The following is a 19,455-nucleotide window of genomic DNA, read 5'->3' on the forward strand; positions in this document are numbered from 1 at the left end:
AGTGTTCAGTTCCCGCTGAGTTCACATCTCTCCCAGGTATTTTTCCGTCCTGTCATTCAGGAACCTGACGGCATCGTCAAGCGAACGGTCACCGACATAATAAGGTGAGATCTCTTCAAACACGAATTTTACGATCTGCTTATCTTCATAATAGTAAGTGGAGATCGTCGACATACTGTAAAGGAAACTGTCGCACATTTCGTCAGTTGATTCCTTATCACCCGTTGCACGCTCGTAAGCCGGATTCGGAATTATCGCTGCGCTTTTCTTGGCGGCCTGATACAGTTCAAATGCTTCGTTGTTATTCTTTGAAAGAGTTGTTACGTTCTTTTCCATGATCTCCCTGTTTGTAACTATCTCCATGAAGTCACATTCTCCGGAGCTTACTGCCGCGCCCGAGAAAAGATAGTTTATGAATCTCCTGCAGCCTTCGGTCACATCTGTGGTTGCAGATACGGATATCGTCTCAACAGCCCTGAATCTCGGTCCTGACGCATCAACGGAAGGTGTTCCGATAATTACATATTGTCCTTTGGACGAATAGCACGCATGCACATAATCAAGATAATCGTTGATCCTTTCGTAATAGCATTCCGTTCTTTCCCTGTGGTCAATATCGTTAATATATTCCTGAGGAGTGCTGTTCAGATCGTCATACGCGATATTCTCATTTGCATATTCGACTGCTGTACGGAACTGCTCCGTTCCGAAATCAACCTCCTCACCCTCGATAACACTTTTCGTGTCTATGCATGACAAGATAAAATCACGTTTGTTATAGACCTTTGAGTACTGATGATCATAAGGCGAAAAGCCGTCCAGATCCTCTTTTATCATCTTGTCAAATTCTTCGAATGTTATCCCTTCAGCACCGTCTTTCAAAAGATCGGAATTCGTGACAAGTCCTTCTATTTCCAAAGTTACCGGGAGAAAATACAGCTTTCCGTCGATCTTTCCTGCCTCAAAGATATTAGTGTATTGCTTCTCCGCGACATCAGGATCGATAAATCCCGTCAGATCCATAAAGACATCATCACGCATTGCATAATCCTTCTGAATGCCTATGGCGATATCAGGTGCACCGTCATCTTTAAGATCCTGTATCATCTCAAATAATTTAGTCTCGTTCTCATCGGCATTGGGAACCATCATTCCCAAAGTTGTTCCGTTCTTATACTTATCCCACACACGCAGGATGTATTCACTGTCTGATCTGTTAAATTCATATATAGCGCTCGCAAGATAATACGAGACGCCGGAATTAACCGGCAGAGCCAGTTCGATTATCTGTTTGCCGGAATGAGGGTTTTTATCAGCCTTTTTCAACACACGGATGTACTCGGTGAACTTGTGATCGTTATCACCGTAAGATCTCGACTCACATTCGATGATAATGGTCCTGTCCTCGTTGCAGCTCACGACACCTGCACTAAAGCCGATCCTGTCATCACTTAAGACACCTACCGACGCAGGAAAAAACGGAGTATACCAGTTGGTATCGACAATGGTCTGAGGAGTCATGCTGTTTACGTCGAGCTTTACGATATTCCCGAATGAATCTATCTTGCACATATCACCGTCTGACGTTGTGGTATATTCCGCCAGATCATCCGTCGCGCCTTCTGCTCCCTGTATGTTGATCTTATCTTTCAGTTGTCCGTTGTTAATATCAAACACCATGGAAATTATGCCGTTAGTTTCAAGACCTGTCGCGTGTAAGGTGTTTGTAGATTCATCAATAGATAAACCACCCAGAAAATAAAACAGATTAAGTGTCGACATATCAAAATCGGTTACAAATTCACGGTCCTTGAACAGCATCAGTTCCCACTGCGAACTCCTGCCGCCGTTATAATCTCCGATCAGCTCAACGACTGCGTAATCCCCGATAAATGAAACATTGGATAATGAACCGCTTGTACCTGTCGCGGCTTTTACTTTTTTGCTTATGACTTCCTTTATGTTTGATATCACTCCGGTCTCCACATCTATATCCGCAAATGAAAAACTTCCCCTTCCGCTATAATTAAGGTAAAACACGGCACTTAAAGTCTTTCCTTCGGGATCGGAACCTACAGCATAAATATCCTGAACACGGGCCCCGTCAGGGCTGGTAACTTCAGTATGCTTGATGCGTTTTCCGTCAAGATCGTATGTATCGAGGATCATCTGGGATGTTCCCCATCTGTCCGGACTCTTGGAATAGATCGAAAAGATCAAGTCCCCGCTGGTACATTCCACGGATCTGCCAAGTTCATCGTATGGCTTCAAATTTTTCTCAAGCTCAAACCTTGTCGATTCGTACCAGGGATCATCTTCTTTGACAACATTTGTCTTTTTCTTGGCCGGTGAACAGGACATGAGCATCGGCGTAAGCATAACGACAGCCATGAAAATAACTACAGGTTTAAGTTTTCCCATATTATTACCCCGCTTTATTCTTATTATCCCGATAACATTATACATCTGACTTAAGGATATGAATAAAGAAATATCAGCTGCCGGTTTGTGCAATCTGCAACCGTGTTTCCTGTCAGAAAGGCTCCGCGTTCTTAACAGTCCTGTTTCCTGCAAGAGCAACGCACAGGACTTTTGATGCACCTGCTTTGTACAAGGCTTTGGCAGTCTCATGAAGAGTCGCGCCCGTCGTCGACACGTCATCAACGACCATTACGGTAAGGCCTGTCACATCCCATTTGTCGCTTACCGCAAACGCGTCCTTTATATTGTCCGCCCTTCTGAAACTGTCCTTCATATCGGTCTGACGTCCGGTGTCCCTCGTTCTGATCAGGCAATCTTCGACAAACGGTATCCCGCAAAGCTTGGCAACCGGATAAGCAATTTCAGAGGCCTGATTAAATCCTCTTTCCTCAAGTCTTTCCGCGGACAGCGGAACCGGAACGACAATATCAGCTTTTATATCCTCACCGCAAAGAGATGAGCCCAAAAGACAACCGAAGAATCTTGCAAGTTCTGTCTTTTTCGAGAATTTTATCTTGGGAATGCATTTCCCGACCGTACCCTGATACGGAAATGGCATATAGAGTGCGAGACCCGGGCAGGGATCGTTCTCGACCGGGTTCGAAAGGCACAGAAACCATCTTCTTGTCTGATCCTGTAAACCGATATGCGAGAGGCATTTGCCGCAGATATGAAGACCTGACTCGCCGCCGTATAAAGAGCGGTACAGTTCATCGTATCCTCCGAACCTGTCCTCCGTATCGGAGACGCTGCCGCAGACAGCGCACTTGTAAGGAAGGATAAGATCCACGGCCCCTTTTAACGCTTCTCTTATCTCTCCCGGTACAACAGTGCAGTGAAATCTGCAGCGGGAAATACCCATTACTTTTTTCTTCTGTGATCGACCGTCTTAAGAAGGTCTCTTAAGCTGGTCTCCCTCGTCTCGCTCTTGGGCGCTCTTAAGAACCTTCCGAGAGTGCCGTCGTATTCGATTATGGTAACGTTCATCTTGCCTCTCGTGACGGCCGTATAGAGCAGATTGCGCTTATAAAGGAGCGCATTCATCTTTCCCAGTGCGATTATTACCCTGTCGAATTCGCAGCCCTGTGATTTATGCACGGTGACCGCATAGGCCAGGTCGATGTTTTCGAGGAGCTTGCCCTTGTATTCGGCGGTCTTTCCTTCATCAAAGGTTATGGTAACGGTGCCTTTCAAGGGGTCTATGTCGGTCACCGTACCGAGTTCGCCGTTGAATATGCCCTGCACCGTTTCACCTGTCAAAGGATCGGTGCATTCTGTGGAGTAGTCATTCCTGTTCTGCATTATCTTATCGCCGATGTGAAGAACAAGGCTCTGGCCTCTTCTGATTATCTTCTCATCGTCTTCCTTCACAAGGAGCGACTGTATCATCTTGTTGAGCTGCACGGTACCGAGAGCCACGTTCTCGTTCTTGGTGGGAGTAAGACATATCATGTCCTCGTCCTTATGCTCCATTACGAGTCTCGCGATGATCTCCTGGGCTTCCTCCTCGGTCTTGCAGCTGATGACCTCAAAATCCTCGCCCTCGCATTTAGGCTCCTGTCCTTCAAGGATAAGTCTTGCGTTGGCAGCTATCGTACCGTTGTCGTCCTGTCTGTGAAGGGCATCTAGCGTAACCTTCGGGATGGATCCGCAGGATATGAGATCGCTTAAGATATTTCCGCATCCGACTGACGGGAGCTGATCGGGGTCGCCTACCAGTATTATCGAAGTGCCTTTATCGACGGCATCGAGAAGATGCCTGAACAGCATAGTGTCGACCATCGACATCTCGTCTATCACGATAACGCGCGCACTTAGAGGATTATCCTTTCCGTGTACGAAAAGAAGGCTGTTGTACTGTCCTGCCCGGTCAGGCGGGAGCTGGTCTTCCTCGTTCGGATCCATGGTCATCTTCACGCCCAAAAGTCTGTGAATGGTCGATGCCTCGCTCCCGCAGGCCTCCGACAGTTTCTTCGCAGCCCTGCCGGTCGGTGCCGCATAAAGGCACTTTATGTTATTTCTCTTAAAGTATTCGCCCAAAATGCCCATGATGGTGGTCTTGCCCGTTCCCGGGCCTCCCGTGATGACGCTTATCGGACTGTACATGCAAAGATATAGAGCCTCTAACTGCGACCTGTCGGGAATGATGCCCATATCGGATGCTACTTCATTCATTATCCTGTCGCTCTCGTCTTTATGCGGAGGCATAAGCTTGGAGTTAAGCATCCTGTTGACGCGTCTTTCTATCTCGAGTTCAGACGCGAAATAACTCATCGTGGCAAATCTCGCCTGCTCATCCTCAACATCACATACCGCACATTTTCCGGAATCGTATTTATATACTGCTATCTTCTTTTCTTCGATCGCAAGAGAAACACCCGCCCTGAAAACGGCGGAAAACTGATCTGATGTGAGCTTGGGCTCGTTGCGGTTTACGTATTCCAACGCCTTGCATCTGACATCCACGGGTTTCAGCGCAGTTGACTTTGTATCTTCATGAAGATTTATGCAAGCCTGGTAAAGAGCTGCGGCTATCCTCTCCGTTGCAACAGTAGATAAACCCTCACCCATGGCTATCCGGTCCAGAAGTTCAAAACCCACGATACCGTGACCCATAAGGGAATAAGGTTCCTTCCTGATCTTCTCCAAGTCAAGTAATCCGAGATTATTTAAAAGCTTTATCTGAAGCTGGGAAAACCCCATGAGCTTGGCCTCGAGTCCGCGCGTATAGAAATCATAGTCCTCGGTAAGCTGATCGCAAATTGCGACCGCTCTTTCAGAAGATAAGCCCTTGATTCCCGAAGCTGCCTGCTCAGGCGTCTCGGTCAGAACCTTCAGAACATCCGCGCCGAATTTCTCCGCAAGGGCATCAGCAGTTACCTTTCCCAAACCGTCTATGTTGTCGGCAAGGAAAGAAGCTATAAGCGGCGTAACTCCCGCATCCTCGTCTTCCCTTATCTTCTTTAACGTGATCTGAGGCCTGTTGTTCCATTCCGTGACTTTGCCGGAGATGAAATAAGTTCCACCCTCCACGATGTCCACCTTTGACTTGCCGGCAACGGTAAACCTGCCATCGCAGAGAAAAGATACAAAACCGTTATCTTTCCTCGGGCAGAACACCTTTATGCAGGTGACCTTAGCGTCTTCTATCTCTTTGCCTACATCAGCCGTCGTCAGTGTCAGAGGCTTGTCTTTGGGTTCTTTTTTCATGCATATTCTTCCGTGTAAAGACTTTTTCAAATGCTAGCAGAGATATTTCCCGAAAACAACACGCCCGGTTAAAGTTGAGACTGAAACCGGGCGTTATGAATTATATTGTCCTATGAACGGAAGTTATCTGATGCCTGCGAGCTTCTTAATCTCCTCGGCCTTGTCGGTCTTTTCCCAGGGCAGGTCGATATCAGTCCTGCCGAAGTGACCGTAGCTTGCAGTCTTCGCATAGATGGGTCTTCTGAGATCCAGATCCCTGATGATGGCTGCAGGTCTTAAATCGAATACCTTATTGACGATCTCAGTGATCTTCTCATCGTCGATCCTTCCCGTTCCGAACGTATCGACCATTACGGATACCGGCTTTGCAACACCGATAGCATAAGCAACCTGTACTTCACACTCCGATGCGACTCCTGCCGCAACGATGTTCTTTGCGATATAACGCATCATGTAGCATGCGGAACGGTCGACCTTCGTGGGGTCCTTTCCGGAGAAGCATCCGCCGCCGTGACGCGCAAAACCGCCGTATGTATCGACGATGATCTTCCTTCCGGTAAGTCCGGAGTCGCCCTGAGGTCCGCCAACCACGAATCTTCCCGTAGGATTGATGTAGATCCTCGTGTTCTCATCGATGAGCTCCGCAGGGATAACGGGCTTGATGACGTTCTCTTTGATGTAATCCACAAGGTATTCGAGAGTCACGTCTGCGCTGTGCTGAGTAGAGATAACTACCGCGTCGATCCTCTTCACCTTGTCGTTCTCATACTCAACGGTTACCTGTGACTTACCGTCAGGCCTTAAGAAATCCGCACCGTTCTTGCGAACTTCGGTAAGGCGGATCGTAAGCTTGTGTGCAAGAGATATCGGCATCGGCATAAGCTCAGGTGTGTCATCGTTTGCGTAACCGAACATCATGCCCTGGTCGCCTGCTCCTGTATCGAGTTCCTTTTCGCCGCCGTGACGAGCCTCATATGACTCGTTGACGCCCATTGCGATGTCGGGGGACTGCTCATCGATCGATGTGAGCACTGCGCATGAATTGCTGTCGAAACCCATATCGCTGGAGTTGTATCCGATCTCTTTGATCTTGTTCCTTACTATCGAGGGAATATCGACATAAGCCGATGTTGAGATCTCGCCCATGACGAGTACCATACCCGTAGTCGTGCAAGTCTCGCATGCGACTCTTGCCGTGCTGTCCTGCTCAAGTATCGCATCGAGCACGCTGTCAGAGATCTGGTCGCAGATCTTGTCGGGATGTCCCTCCGTAACGGATTCAGAAGTGAACAGCCAATTTCCTTTTTTATTTCTCATTGTCTTTCCTTTCCGTTCAATGCCTTTGTTAAAGAAAAAACCTTCCCCCGAAAGGAGAAGGCCAACGTCTTTTTATAAACGATCCTCATCTTTCAGGTTTCCCTGCCGGAATTGGCACCGCTGCTTTCCGCGGTTGCCGGGTTCTTAACGGGCCGGTCCCTAGAACCTCTCTTGATAAGCAATGAACTTGTTTTTTATTGTGAGATGATTTTACTTATCCTCACCCCCTTTGTCAATTGTCCCGGTGCATATGACGGCAAGGTTTGAAAAATTCTTTTCGAAAACAGTTACGGAATGCCGAAACGTTAATAATATTAATTAATTTATTACCCTGCGAAAACCGTGTTTCATGGCATCTTCCGTTGTCGTTTTTGTCGTATTTTGTCGCTTTTATCAAAGGCTTGCCGGCCTTACAATCCGGCTTATCAACCAATGACGCAAGGAGGAACAGAATATGGCTTTCACGATAAAGATCTACGAGAAGAACGGATATATCTATACGCTTCTCAAAAAGCGCCTGAGCAGTTTCTTCCCTGACGCCTATATCGTCGATCCCTACCTTGAACCAGATGATCTGGACGACCGTTTCAGCAGCTATACCAAGGTCATATACGATCCTGCTGACATGAATGAAGAACAAGCTTTTTCACATACAACCTCTCCAATAAGGCTTACGGAAGACGGCGGGGCGATAGACTGTGCCAGACTCATACACCTGTTACGCACACCTATGGAAACACCCACAATACCCGGCCCGGTCAAAGGAACTCTCTCCGCCGTCATTCCGTTCGTCTACACAGACGTAAGGGACAGATTCATATGCGAACTGTCTGACAGTTTCAGAGGTGCCGACATCAACATCAGACTCGATTTCACGAGCAAACTGAGAGCATTATGGAAAGGATCTTCGGGATGCAACATGACTTCGCTTCTCGAAGCCTGCAGATCAAAAAGATTCACACCCGAAGATATTCTCAAGTACTGCAATATGGATGACCTCGGTTTTCTCACTCCGGGAAGCTGTACAAATTACGACGATGTCTACGATCTCGGAGCAGGACGCTCTGTCACACTCATGAACCTCGCGGCGGAACTCGTGCATTCAAAGACAAGATCGGTCAACGTTCTGGCCGTCATTGAAGGCTTCAGGACAAAGGATCTTCCCGAACTGCTCTGCGGATGCGACATGGTATACATACTCCTGCCGTCTAAGACCGCTAGCGAAGATCCCGGAGCACAGGATCTCATATCAATGCTTAAAAAGATCCTGGGACCGGAGAGGATCACGGTTTATTACGCAGCCGGTCCCAATGAGACCGGCGATGAAGAGAACATCGGTCAGAGGGAAATTGCCGTATGACGCCTTCAAGGACCGGTACTGTCGACATAAAAGAGCAGATAACATATTGCGTCCTTAATACCATCTCGGGCGAGACAGATCCTTCTGACGAGAAACTCCGCGAGATAATCTCAGATGTGATATCAGAAAACACTTCCTGCAGGATGAGCCTGGACGAAAAGCGCGAGATGGCTCAGTCTGTCTTCAATTCTCTCAGGAGACTGGATGTGATCGAACCACTGATGGAGGATCCGACGATCACGGAAATAATGGTAAACGGACCATATAAGATCTTCTACGAAAGAAACGGAAAACTATACAGATCAGACTTAGCTTTCCGTGACGAGGAATCACTCAAGACCTGCATCTCCTGCTTCTTTGCAAACCAGAACAGACCGTTGAACGAAGCATATCCGATAGCGGACTTAAGGCTGCCTGACGGCTCGAGAGCAAATGCCGTGCTGCCGCCCATCACGAGGGAGACAACCGTAACGATAAGAAAGTTCACGGGTATCACCCATGACATCGTATCACTCATAAGGCAGGGTTTCATAAGCGAGGAAGCTGCAAGGTTTCTTGCAGAATGTGTCAGGAACAAGAGAACGATATTCATCTGCGGCGGTACAGGTTCGGGAAAGACAACGTTCCTGAACTGCCTTTCGGGGTTCATCCCAAAGACAGAAAGGATCGTCACTATAGAGGATTCAGCCGAGCTCAATCTCCAGGGTATAGATAATCTCGTAAAGATGGAAGCAAGGCTCCCGGGGCCAGACGGAACAGGCGAAGTTAATATCGGAATGATGATAAGGGCATCACTCAGGATGAGGCCTGACCGGATCATTGTCGGCGAGGTCAGAGGAAAGGAAAGCGCAGATCTTCTGTCGTGCCTTACGAGCGGTCATCCGGGCTCCATGAGCACCGGTCACAGCAACTCCTGCCTCGAGATGATGGAACGTCTTACCGCCATGATAATGTCAGGTTCGAATCTTCCCTACGACGCCATCCTTTCCCAGGCATCCATGGGGATAAACATCGTGCTCCACATAATGAGGAGCCGCGAAGGAAAAAGATATATAGATGAGATCTGCGAGGTATTGCCTCCGCAGGATCACGGATACAGATTAAAAACACTTTTCAGGAACAAAGGAGGTGACGGACTTGAGCGTATCGCAGACATTGAAGATATCAGGAAAGCAAAAGCATACCGCGCTTAAGAAGTGTCATTCATTCCCTGTTTTCCTTGCAAAGACGGTATGGGTATACCCCGTATTCGTTGCCGCCGTTTATTTCGCATCCGGACTGTTCATCGGTTCTGAAATGATCAGGCTCATACTCGCCGTCATCCTAAGCATACTGCCCTGGAAAGAAGCGATGAAGAAGATCTACTCGAACAACTACAGGCACATGAGGACACAGCTCCTCGTTCTGCTTCAGGTGCTCTGCACGAGCGTATCGAGCGGTTATTCGATAGAGAAATCACTTCTTCTGATAAGACCGGTAATCGAGAAGACATTCGGCAAACGCTCGATGCTCTTAAAACCTCTCATCAATCTGGAGAACAACTTAAAACTGCATGTCAGTCTCGAGGAATCACTGAACATATTCGCACAGCAGATCGACTTTCCCGAGACGGTACCGGTTTTCCATGCCTTGGCGATATCGGGCGAGGTCGGCAACAACAGCCTGTCGATATTGAGAAGTTCATGTCAGATGCTCTCGGAACTTAATGCGGTACAGGGCGAGATAGCTGCTTCAAATGCAGGCAAGAATGCCGAAGCCGCCATACTCTGCGCCATGCCTTTCGGTGTGACGTTTGCACTCAATTACATGAGCCCTGAATATCTTGATCTTGCCAGAAGCACAAGGACGGGGTCCATACTTCTCGCAGCAGCGTTCGGTGTCTGCACAGTTGCCTGCGCAATGCTCCTGAGGTTCATGTCTCACGAGCAAGGAAGGAAAGCATATAAGTCCGAACTTGCAAGCGCGGTTACGGCATCCGGAAAGAAAGGAACGCCTCTGACAAAACTTGTGAAAAAGGTCTTCCCTGCCGGTTTCATTACGGCACGGCACGAACTGTTCAACGAGCTTTCGGTCAACCCCGACTACACATATGAGCAGTACCTGAAAAAACAGCTGATCACAGGCTTCGTATCTCTGGTACTCGGAGCAGCTATCCTAATGAGCCTCGGTAAGAATCCGGCCTTCGCACTTTTATTCGCGGCGGCGGTAGTAATACTCGGCAGCTGTGAGATACGTTCTGACGTTGAACGCAAAAGAGAAGAACTCATGAGCGACATCCCGTTGTTCATGTGTCTGATCTCAACACTTCTCGAATCGGGAATGCAGCTCCCGAAAGCCATATCGATATGCTCGAAAGCATTTGGTGAGAATAAGAGTCTTTCACTCGAGATAAAGAACCTGAGGGCGATGATCCTGAGCGGTATACCCGCATCGGACGCAGTGGAAAAATTCTCATTAAGGATACAGATTCCCGAGGCCCAGGCGGCTCTCCTTCTCATCGCAAGATACGGAAGGCTCGGCACATCAGAAGTGTTGAACATGTTAGATCTTCAGGCCCAGTCCTGCTGGAACTTATGCAGGAACGCCTCCCGCAAAAGACAGGAGCGTGAGGCACTAGGAATGATACTGCCTATGACGCTGGATTTCATAAGCGTGCTTATGGTAGCAATGACTCCCGCAATTATCTCTCTCGGCATATAAACAAAGGAGGAACGACAATGAGAAAGACAAAGAAACGGATGAATAGAAGAGGAATGGGAACCGTTGAGATAGTTATCATCATCGCGGTCCTCGTTGCCCTTGCACTGCTCTTCAGAGCAGGTCTGTCAGAGTACGGACAGAAGGTTATGGATTATTGTTTTGACGATTCAAAGATAACATCCGCGTTCTGACATTTATGCACCAATGTAAGTTTTTGACCGACCAAAAGTAAGGAACAAAATATGCAGATCAAAAAAGGTCCCTTCGGATACTACGCAATGGAAAAGTTTGACAGCCCGGATAGATTATGCAGCTACGCCGAAGAGGTAATTGCCGGCAACAGGTCAGACTTCTATCTCCCTCCCACGACCGAATACATCGGTTCCGGAATATTGTGTTGTTTTGAGTTTTCAGGTTATGTGCAGGTGACTGACCCTGAGTTTTCCGTGTTTTCCTCCGGGAAGAAGTTCACCTCACGCAAAAAGGAAGCTAAGTTTCTGAATATGAGGCGCAGGGCCGCAGGTGACCTTTTTACTTCTTTCATAAAGCTCTTGGACAGTCTTATCTCCCCTTCCTGCATCGTTCTCGATCCCGACATGATCTTTACCGATACGGAAGGTATCGCAATTAAGCTCTGCTGTCTGCCGCTGAAAATCTCACCTGACGACTTATGTCTTTTGTCACTCGGCGCATCCAGACTCGAGAAACTCTTAAACTGCGATTTCTTCAAGAGCATCCTTACAGAAGACGAGATAAACGCATTGGTGTTCAGCGTAAAAGAAAACGACGAGGATATGTTCCTGAAAATAGCGGGAATAATAAAGGGCACCGATGAAGAAAGCGATGCTCTCCCTTCAGGTAATCCCAAAGAACAGGAGAACACATCATCATCTAAAAAACTATCGAAGACTGAAAAAGATCTTCTCGTCTCAGTCTTATCGGCAGGTTTCGCCTTCGTCCTGCTTATACGGCAGATGGATCTTCCGTGCCTCCTGTTCTTCTTTCTTTCCGCACTGATACTCGTGGTATCCCTTCTCGGAAAGAAGAAACACAAAGAGAACATAGAACACGAAAGATCACAGGAGATATCAAGACAGCGGAGCTCTGTCCTTTTCTCGGATAACGCACTTTTGTCAGAGACTGAAAGACATGACACAGACAATCTGAACACGGATCCGCAATACGGAACCGTCGAACAGCCGCAGCAGTTAAATCCTCTCTTAGCGGGCAGATTATCTCTGATATCGGACATCCGCGGCATCGAACCGCAATACTCCGTTTATCTTGATGAGACCTATATCGGTTCGGACTGTTTCCTTTCGGACATAGTCCTGGATGATCCGCAGGTCTCACCTCTTCACGCGGTAATTAAACAGGAGAACGACTCTTTTTATCTTATGCCTTCAAACGGAAAAGGAAAGACTTATATCGAAGACTCTCCTCTCGAGAACGGCAGAACATATGAAATAAAATCAGGCCAAAAGATAACAATAGGAGACATAGAATTCAGGTTCGGGACTGAAAAAGTGAACAAGACAGAATACTAATAAAACATGGGTGATATAATAGGGATGGCTTATGTATAAAGTAGTGGAAACTGAAAAAGCATTAGCTGATATCGAAAAGTTAAAAGCAGAAAAACTATATGACAAGTATCTTAAGATAAGAAATCAATTACAAGAAAACCCAACCAACCCTAAAGGCCATGCTAAAAAGCACTTTGGAAAGATAAAGGGAAAACATAAAGGCGATAAAGATATCTGGCATATAGACATAAACAGTAAGAGGCGAATCTTTTATTCAATTAACAAAATAAGCGGAGAATTAATTATTGAGGGTATAGAATACTCCGGAATAATAAATATCATTTCTGCATTCGAACACGATTTACGGAGGAAATAAAAGTGTTGCGTTTTAAGTTGGAAAAGACATTTTTACTATTTAAAAAAACATATAAAAACCTATCAACAGTGACTTATGACGATATAGTTGAGTTTTCTGAAGAAAACGGTTTATCTTATGGAATTGCAAGATTCGATGAAATAAAAGATACTCTGTATATTAAAACAAATGAAGATGAATGCTTCATTGCTTCAAATGGAGAACCTGAAAAGTGTACCGGCAAATATATTTATTTGGCGTCCACAGAAGACTATGAGGGGATAAATCAGGCTCTCAATGACGATTTAAAAGACATCATTTGTGGCAACAGGGATATAGTTTGTGTTAACAACCCGATTTTACTTGAGGAATAAAACAATGAAAACCAAAGACGATAATCATATAAACGAATATTTTGATCCTTCAGATAGATATGAGTTCTTCACTCCACCCCTTTTGGATCTGATAGGGTATAAAAAAATCTCAAAAAGCGAATTTGAAAACAATTATCCTTTCGGGTTTGATGATCTCGACATATTAAGATAATTGTCTTATCAGAGTTCAGGAAGCTCCCACTCCCCGGTTTCTCCTGCAGATGTGTCAGAAGTATTCTCAGATGATTGTTCAGAAGAACTCTCACTTACTTTTTCTGAAATGTTTGAAGAACTTCCTGAATTATTATCAGGATTCGTATTACCTGTTCCTGATGAACTGACCTCGGATTTTGTTGAAGCAGTTTCAGAATAAGATGCATCCTGATCCACCTCAGACAAAGAAACAACAGAGACATCAGCAGAATTGCCGACCGTCTCTGTTGTTCTGTTACTTCTGTTTAACGCACTGATAACTATGAAAGCGCCGATTACTGTTATTGCAAGAATCAAAACGATTGTAATGGCAACTCTTTTACCGTTTTTCATGCGTCGTTCTAACTAATCCCTATGATCAAGGAACGTCCGGGGTTTCCCAAGGGGATTGTGCCAAAATATCGTCTGAATTGAAAACGATTATTTCCAACACAAGACACTCATATATTTCTTTTTCCATTCTTATCTCCTTTTCATCTCAATGATATTATCATTCTTTTTAATGCAATAATCATTGACAAGAGCACACGAAATATAAACGTAATACTTAATTATGCTTAATCCTTTTCAGTATATGATAAATAACATGCTACATCAGATACCAAAATAGTCCACTGCGGCCTCGTTATATTTATATAAACACTGCATTAAAGCAATAATACAGAATTTATCATAACTACTTAGTCCTAATGCTTCAGGATTAGATAATACAGTATATGCATAACTCAACGCACTGTAATTCTCTATTGAAATAACAACATTATCCTCACTATCTTTTACAACGACAGAATGGCTTTCGTTAAGCTTTGCAGCAACGATTCCCTTTATACTCAATACATATTTTCCGGAGTTTTCATCATAACGGAGAACTACATTTCCCTTTGATTGTGTTGTTATCAGATTATCATCCACATAAAACTTGTAATCTTCAATGCTCTTACCGGCATCCAAAACAAACTTATGATTGATCTCGGTTGCCGTCTTTAAAGAAAGCGAAGAACCAGTTCTAGAGATGCCGGAACCCGTTTCTTGATTAATGACTGCTTTAAAACCTTCAAGATCAGAAGCCTTAACAGAATCAAAGTCTTCGTGCCCGGTAAAAGAAACCCATCCATCATTATATTTAAAATACAGTTGAGCAAATTTACCGTAAGTCGACATTTGGTCCAAAAGTTCTATAAGTTTCTCATTGTTTTCCAAGCCGGAACCAGCTTCCTTAGCCTCATTAATATATGCAGCTACACTGTAAGTAAATCCCGTGCCTGTAACATCAACGCCGTCTTTATCAAGCAGAGGATACTCACAACCATCACCGTTGTACAATTTCAGCACTAACTCATCCCTCATTTGAGCTGCTGCAACACTATACTCAATCGGATACCTTCCATCCGAATCCTTAGTTCCAATCTTACAAACATGTCCATTCACTTCGGCTCTGGCACCATTATCTGAAATGAACTCATCAGGCAGGTACATATAATACTTAACGCCAATCTTATCCTTAAGCAAGAGGCTGGTAGACTTCACCTGTGCGGGAGTTCCTATTACCACAGGCACGGGTGTAGGTGTACTTGTAGGCGTGCTTGTAGGTGTATTGGTGGGCGTACTTGTAGGTGTATTGGTAGGTGTACTTGTAGGTGTATTAGTAGGTGTATTAGTAGGTGTATTTGATACCGTAGGTTCGGGAATACTAGTACTGTTATAATGAATAGTTGCATTAGTAAGATAATCATTGCCAGATGCAATAGTTATCGCATTCCATTCATTCTCCGTTCCTTCGTAATAAACATCTTTCAGTTTTTCACAACCCCAAAAAGCACTCTGGCCAATGTTTGTTATCGTTTTAGGAATTGCTACGTTTTCTATTCCAAGACAGTCATAAAGCGGATCTTCCATAAAATTCTTGCTAATGGAAGTAACAGTCTTGCCATCGATTGCTTCAGGAAATGAAATACTGGTCTCAGTATCTTTCTTGAATTCGGCGTCATATGAATAGACTTCAATAGTTCTGTTATCTGAATTCATACGGTAACTGAAAAGCGATGATCTTTCTCTTATCTCGTATCTTCGCGGCGTCGTATATGATTCAAAGCCGGCTTCGACTTCATACCACTTGCCGTTGACAGTATCTTCAACCATTGCATTCTCATGCATACTGCCTGCACCGGCATCTTTACGGCCATTACGTCTCCATGCGTTATAACCATATCTCTTTGCAATAGTTATTACCATGTCAGAACTTGCCCAACAATCACCTTCATTTCTGATAATCATTTCATCAGCATGACTTGTACCAATACCATATATAAAAGAAGCGGCAAACTGAGCACCAAGAACAGCAGCATCCCATGCATTTTGAGGATTCTTACCTTCTAAGAATTCTTGTGTCTTTTCTTCAACGTAGATTGCTCCATAGTCGATATTATGGATATGTACATACCGGCTTTCTGAACCGATAATTATCCACATAACCACATCACCGACTTCCGAACGCACTTCTTTAGAAACATATTCCGCCGGCTCAATGCTCGTACCATTTCCATCAGGTTTCCAATAAAGTGTCCAGGTAGCGGGGGTAATCAGACCATCTTCAGATATATTTACAGCATCGTCGTTATATCCATCATAATAACTAACTGTATAACCCAAATGATTTGAGGCATACGTTGGACTAAGAGGACGATATATGGGAGTTCCAGTTTCTGTAAAACCGAGACTTGCAAAATCCAACTGATATTCAGTCGGATATTCAGACGGAATACTTATGTATTTAGCATTTTTCTCAGACAAAGAATAAACACTTACATCTAGAACAATATCGGAATCAGCTTCAACTTGCGGTGACAGACTAAATCCAAAAGCAATTACAAATGCCAATACGAGTGAAACAAATCTCTTAAGACGATTGCTCATAAAGAGTCCTCCCTATATATAGACACACTAGGGATATTATATAGGTTTTTGCGGATTTTTTATCTATGAATTCTTAAGATATACAGAAAAAATTACGGAAGTCTCGGCATTCCGTCAGGGAACTCGGCCTTCTTGTAGCCTGCAAGTCTTTCCCTCTGCTGATCGGAACCGTAACGCTCGATGAAACGCATCCTTGCAAGAGCGCGTTTTCCTTTTGAGATACTGTCTTCATAGAAAACAGGTCTGCCGTTCTTATCGACATGGTCCTTGAGCTCATCAAGAGAAGCTTTATATGCAAGGACTATTCTCCTCATCCTCAGATCTTCAGGCCACTCGGCAGAATTGCATACGATGAGGGCGAGCATGCCGTTGATCTCGCAGTAACCTTCAGAGAGCATGCAATACCTTGTCTTGCCACAGGTCGTAAGAGCACATGCTCCGGGCTCAAGCGCAGCAACAAAAGGCGTATGCCCTGCCATGAATCCGAACTCTCCGTCAATCGTCGGGATCCTTACGGAATCGACCATTCCCTCGAAGAAATCCGCTTCGGGGGTAACGATGAGAAGGTTTATCTTGTGGGACTCGTGCTCTGCCATATCGGATAATTAAGGAGTGGTTTCCTTATATGCGCTGATGATGTCGTCAAGGCCGCCCTTCATGAAGAAGCACTGCTCGGGGATGTGATCCAAAGAGCCTGAGATAAGCTCGCCGAATGCCTTTACCGTCTCGGAGACAGGTACGTATCTCGGAGCAAAACCTGTCGAATCAGCTGTAACGAAGAAAGGCTGTGACAGATAACGCTGAACCTTACGCGCACGGGATACCATGATCCTGTCCTGCTCGGAAAGCTCTTCCATACCGAGGATGGCAATGATGTCCTGAAGTTCCTTATATCTCTGGAGCATCTCCTGAACCTTACGCGCAACATGGTAATGCTCGGCACCAACTACGTCTTCCGTAAGCACTCTCGAAGAAGATTCGAGAGGATCGACGGCCGGATAGATACCGAGCTCGACTACCGCACGGGACAAAACGATGTTTGCATCGAGATGTGCGAATGTCGTAGCCGGAGCAGGGTCCGTTATATCGTCCGCAGGGACGTATACAGCCTGGATGGAAGTGATGGAACCGTTCCTGGTGGAAGTGATCCTCTCCTGAAGTTCTCCGACTTCTCCACCAAGCGTCGGCTGATAACCGACGGCTGAAGGGATACGTCCGAGGAGCGCGGAGACTTCCGATCCTGCCTGAACAAATCTGTAGATATTATCGATGAAAAGGAGCACGTCCCTGTGCTTTTCGTCTCTTAAGTATTCAGCCATCGTAAGACCGGTCAGAGGGGCTCTCATTCTCGCACCCGACGTCTCGTTCATCTGACCGAATACCATGATGGTCTTGTCGAGGACACCGGAAGCCTTCATCTCGTTCCAAAGGTCATTACCTTCACGTGAACGCTCGCCGACACCGGTAAATACCGAATATCCGCCGTGCTCGCTCGCGATGTTCCTGATGAGCTCAAGGATGAGGACCGTCTTACCTACACCTGCACCTCCGAACAGACCGATCTTACCGCCTCTTGAGAAAGGAACGAGAAGGTCGATGACCTTGATGCCCGTCTCGAGCATCGTCTCTGCAGGATACTGCTCTGTAAAGGAAGGCGCTTTTCTGTGGATGGGCCAGTAAGCATCACAGTTTACTTCGCCCTTATTGTCTATCGGGCGGCCGATGGCATCAAAGAGTCGTCCGGTAATGTTCTCGCCGACGGGAACCTTGATGGATGAGCCGAGAGATTCGCATACGAGACCTCTCGTAAGACCTTCAGTCGGATTGAAGGAAACGCATCTTACGATGCCGCTGCCCCTCTGCTGAAGGACTTCGGCGTATACATCGCTGTCACTCTTAACGACGTCAAGCTCGACTGCAGAAGTATCTTCCTCGGCAGATACCGAGGGAGTCTTTTTCATGATCCTTATGGATTCATTGATCTTCGGGATCTCGCCTTTAGCGAATTCGCAGTCGATTACAGGTCCTATTATCTGTACTACTTTGCCGTATGCCATATCTTATTCCTCACATCTTATCTGCCTGCTGTGCACCGTTGACGATCTCGGTAAGTTCTGTCGTGATCTTCGCCTGACGTGCGCGGTTGCTCATAAGCTCAAGTTTCTTCATCATCTCTTCCGCATTATCCGTAGCATTCTCCATCGCGGTAAGTCTTGCGGTCTGTTCGCTCGCGAATGCATCAACCATTGCGCCGTATACCATCGCGTTCGTATATGAATCGATGAGGTATCCGAATACCGCATCCGAATTCGGGAAATATTCAAGGTTATCTCCCTTTTGCACGGCCATTCCGGCATCGTCAAGATCCTTTGGCAGGAGTCTTGAAATGGACTTGGTATCAACCGGCAAAAGTCTTAATGCAACGGGCTCCATCTTTACCGGAGAGTCCATGCGTGTATATAAAAGATAAACAAGATCGTAATCATCTTTAAGGAATCTGTTCCTCATGATGGCGCTAACCTGTCTCGCATCTTTATAAGTCGGTTCCGAGATAGGGAACGAAAATCCCGAATTGACGTTATAACCGAATCTCGTAAGCTTTTCCCTGGCAAGACGCCCGAAAACATTGAGTTCATACTCAGTGGAGATATTCTTTTGCGAATTCTCCATCACCTTCTGTCTTATGTGGTCTTCGGTGATCTTAACCATGTTGTTATTGTATGCACCTGCAAGACCCTGGTCTCCGGAAAGAACGTAATATCCGATCTTCCAGGTATCACCTTCCTGCTTCTGGTCGAGAACGAAAAAAGGATTGTCGAGATGCTCGTTGTTCCTGATCATTTCCTGCATACTTTCGACGCAGAAAAGGAAGAACGGATACATCGATTCATGGAGGAGCTGCGAGCGGCGCATCTTCGCGCTCGACACGAGCTGCATGGCATTAGTCATCTGACTAATGTCATTGACGCTCTTCATTCTCTTCTTTATCGCGGAAAAGCTCTCCAT

General features: G+C 45.9%; 17 protein-coding genes and 1 riboswitch. Of the genes, 8 read left to right on the forward strand and 9 right to left on the reverse strand.

What is annotated here, in order from left to right; translation table 11 throughout:
• Positions 1–21: 21 nt before the first annotated feature.
• The 4 genes from BO18_RS14620 to metK form a co-directional block, all read right to left on the reverse strand.
• Positions 22–2,421, reverse strand: coding sequence for a hypothetical protein (locus BO18_RS14620; protein ID WP_034447511.1), 2,400 nt, complete (start codon positions 2,419–2,421; stop codon positions 22–24).
• Positions 2,422–2,533: 112 nt separating this feature from the next.
• Positions 2,534–3,343 carry a ComF family protein gene (locus tag BO18_RS32865; RefSeq protein WP_051688792.1) on the reverse strand — a complete coding sequence of 270 codons (810 nt, stop codon included), beginning with the start codon at positions 3,341–3,343 and terminating at the stop codon, positions 2,534–2,536.
• On the reverse strand, positions 3,343–5,691 hold the full coding sequence (locus tag BO18_RS32870; RefSeq protein ID WP_051688793.1) for an AAA family ATPase: 2,349 nt from the start codon (positions 5,689–5,691) through the stop codon (positions 3,343–3,345). The genes BO18_RS32865 and BO18_RS32870 overlap by 1 nt, the downstream gene beginning before the upstream one ends.
• Before the next feature lie 123 nt (positions 5,692–5,814).
• Positions 5,815–7,008, reverse strand: coding sequence for a methionine adenosyltransferase (metK, locus tag BO18_RS14635; RefSeq protein ID WP_034447513.1), 1,194 nt, complete (start codon positions 7,006–7,008; stop codon positions 5,815–5,817).
• An 82-nt stretch (positions 7,009–7,090) separates the two neighbouring features.
• Positions 7,091–7,189: riboswitch (SAM riboswitch) on the reverse strand.
• A gap of 273 nt (positions 7,190–7,462) precedes the next feature.
• On the opposite strand from metK, the gene BO18_RS14640 reads away from it, so the two are divergent.
• From BO18_RS14640 to BO18_RS34915, 8 genes are read left to right on the forward strand one after another with little or no spacing between them, the layout of a single operon-like run.
• Complete coding sequence (locus BO18_RS14640; RefSeq protein ID WP_034447515.1) at positions 7,463–8,368, forward strand: hypothetical protein; 906 nt, start codon at positions 7,463–7,465, stop codon at positions 8,366–8,368.
• Complete coding sequence (locus BO18_RS14645; RefSeq protein WP_034447517.1) at positions 8,365–9,561, forward strand: CpaF family protein; 1,197 nt, start codon at positions 8,365–8,367, stop codon at positions 9,559–9,561. The genes BO18_RS14640 and BO18_RS14645 overlap by 4 nt, the downstream gene beginning before the upstream one ends.
• Complete coding sequence (locus BO18_RS14650; protein ID WP_185752470.1) at positions 9,506–11,068, forward strand: type II secretion system F family protein; 1,563 nt, start codon at positions 9,506–9,508, stop codon at positions 11,066–11,068. The genes BO18_RS14645 and BO18_RS14650 overlap by 56 nt, the downstream gene beginning before the upstream one ends.
• A 17-nt stretch (positions 11,069–11,085) precedes the next feature.
• Positions 11,086–11,259, forward strand: coding sequence for a Flp1 family type IVb pilin (locus BO18_RS34360; RefSeq protein ID WP_081861072.1), 174 nt, complete (start codon positions 11,086–11,088; stop codon positions 11,257–11,259).
• Between the two features lie 51 nt (positions 11,260–11,310).
• The gene (locus BO18_RS14655; RefSeq protein ID WP_034447521.1) at positions 11,311–12,615 is read left to right on the forward strand and encodes an FHA domain-containing protein; all 1,305 of its coding nucleotides are present in this window, start codon (positions 11,311–11,313) and stop codon (positions 12,613–12,615) included.
• A gap of 31 nt (positions 12,616–12,646) precedes the next feature.
• Entirely contained in the window at positions 12,647–12,970 is a 324-nt protein-coding gene (locus tag BO18_RS14660) for a hypothetical protein (RefSeq protein WP_034447522.1), read from the forward strand.
• Positions 12,971–12,972: 2 nt separating this feature from the next.
• A complete protein-coding gene (locus tag BO18_RS14665) occupies positions 12,973–13,323 on the forward strand; it encodes a hypothetical protein (RefSeq protein WP_034447524.1) in 351 nt (116 codons plus the stop codon).
• Positions 13,324–13,327: 4 nt separating this feature from the next.
• Positions 13,328–13,495 (forward strand): hypothetical protein, encoded by a 168-nt coding sequence (locus BO18_RS34915; protein ID WP_185752471.1) that lies wholly within the window; start codon positions 13,328–13,330, stop codon positions 13,493–13,495.
• Positions 13,496–13,503: 8 nt separating this feature from the next.
• Here the strand turns inward: BO18_RS34915 and BO18_RS14670 are convergent, their stop codons facing one another.
• From BO18_RS14670 to atpG, 5 genes are all read right to left on the reverse strand, one after another.
• Entirely contained in the window at positions 13,504–13,869 is a 366-nt protein-coding gene (locus tag BO18_RS14670) for a hypothetical protein (protein ID WP_034447526.1), read from the reverse strand.
• A 261-nt stretch (positions 13,870–14,130) separates the two neighbouring features.
• A complete protein-coding gene (locus BO18_RS14675) occupies positions 14,131–16,449 on the reverse strand; it encodes a hypothetical protein (RefSeq protein WP_034447527.1) in 2,319 nt (772 codons plus the stop codon).
• A gap of 92 nt (positions 16,450–16,541) precedes the next feature.
• Positions 16,542–17,045, reverse strand: coding sequence for a F0F1 ATP synthase subunit epsilon (locus BO18_RS14680; protein WP_034447530.1), 504 nt, complete (start codon positions 17,043–17,045; stop codon positions 16,542–16,544).
• Between the two features lie 9 nt (positions 17,046–17,054).
• Positions 17,055–18,506: a F0F1 ATP synthase subunit beta gene (gene atpD / locus BO18_RS14685; RefSeq protein ID WP_034447532.1), complete on the reverse strand. Its 1,452-nt coding sequence runs from the start codon at positions 18,504–18,506 to the stop codon at positions 17,055–17,057.
• A gap of 10 nt (positions 18,507–18,516) precedes the next feature.
• Positions 18,517–19,455, reverse strand: a complete 939-nt coding sequence (gene atpG, locus BO18_RS14690; RefSeq protein WP_034447535.1) for an ATP synthase F1 subunit gamma — start codon at positions 19,453–19,455, stop codon at positions 18,517–18,519.

The sequence above is a fragment of the Butyrivibrio sp. AE2032 genome (assembly GCF_000702965.1).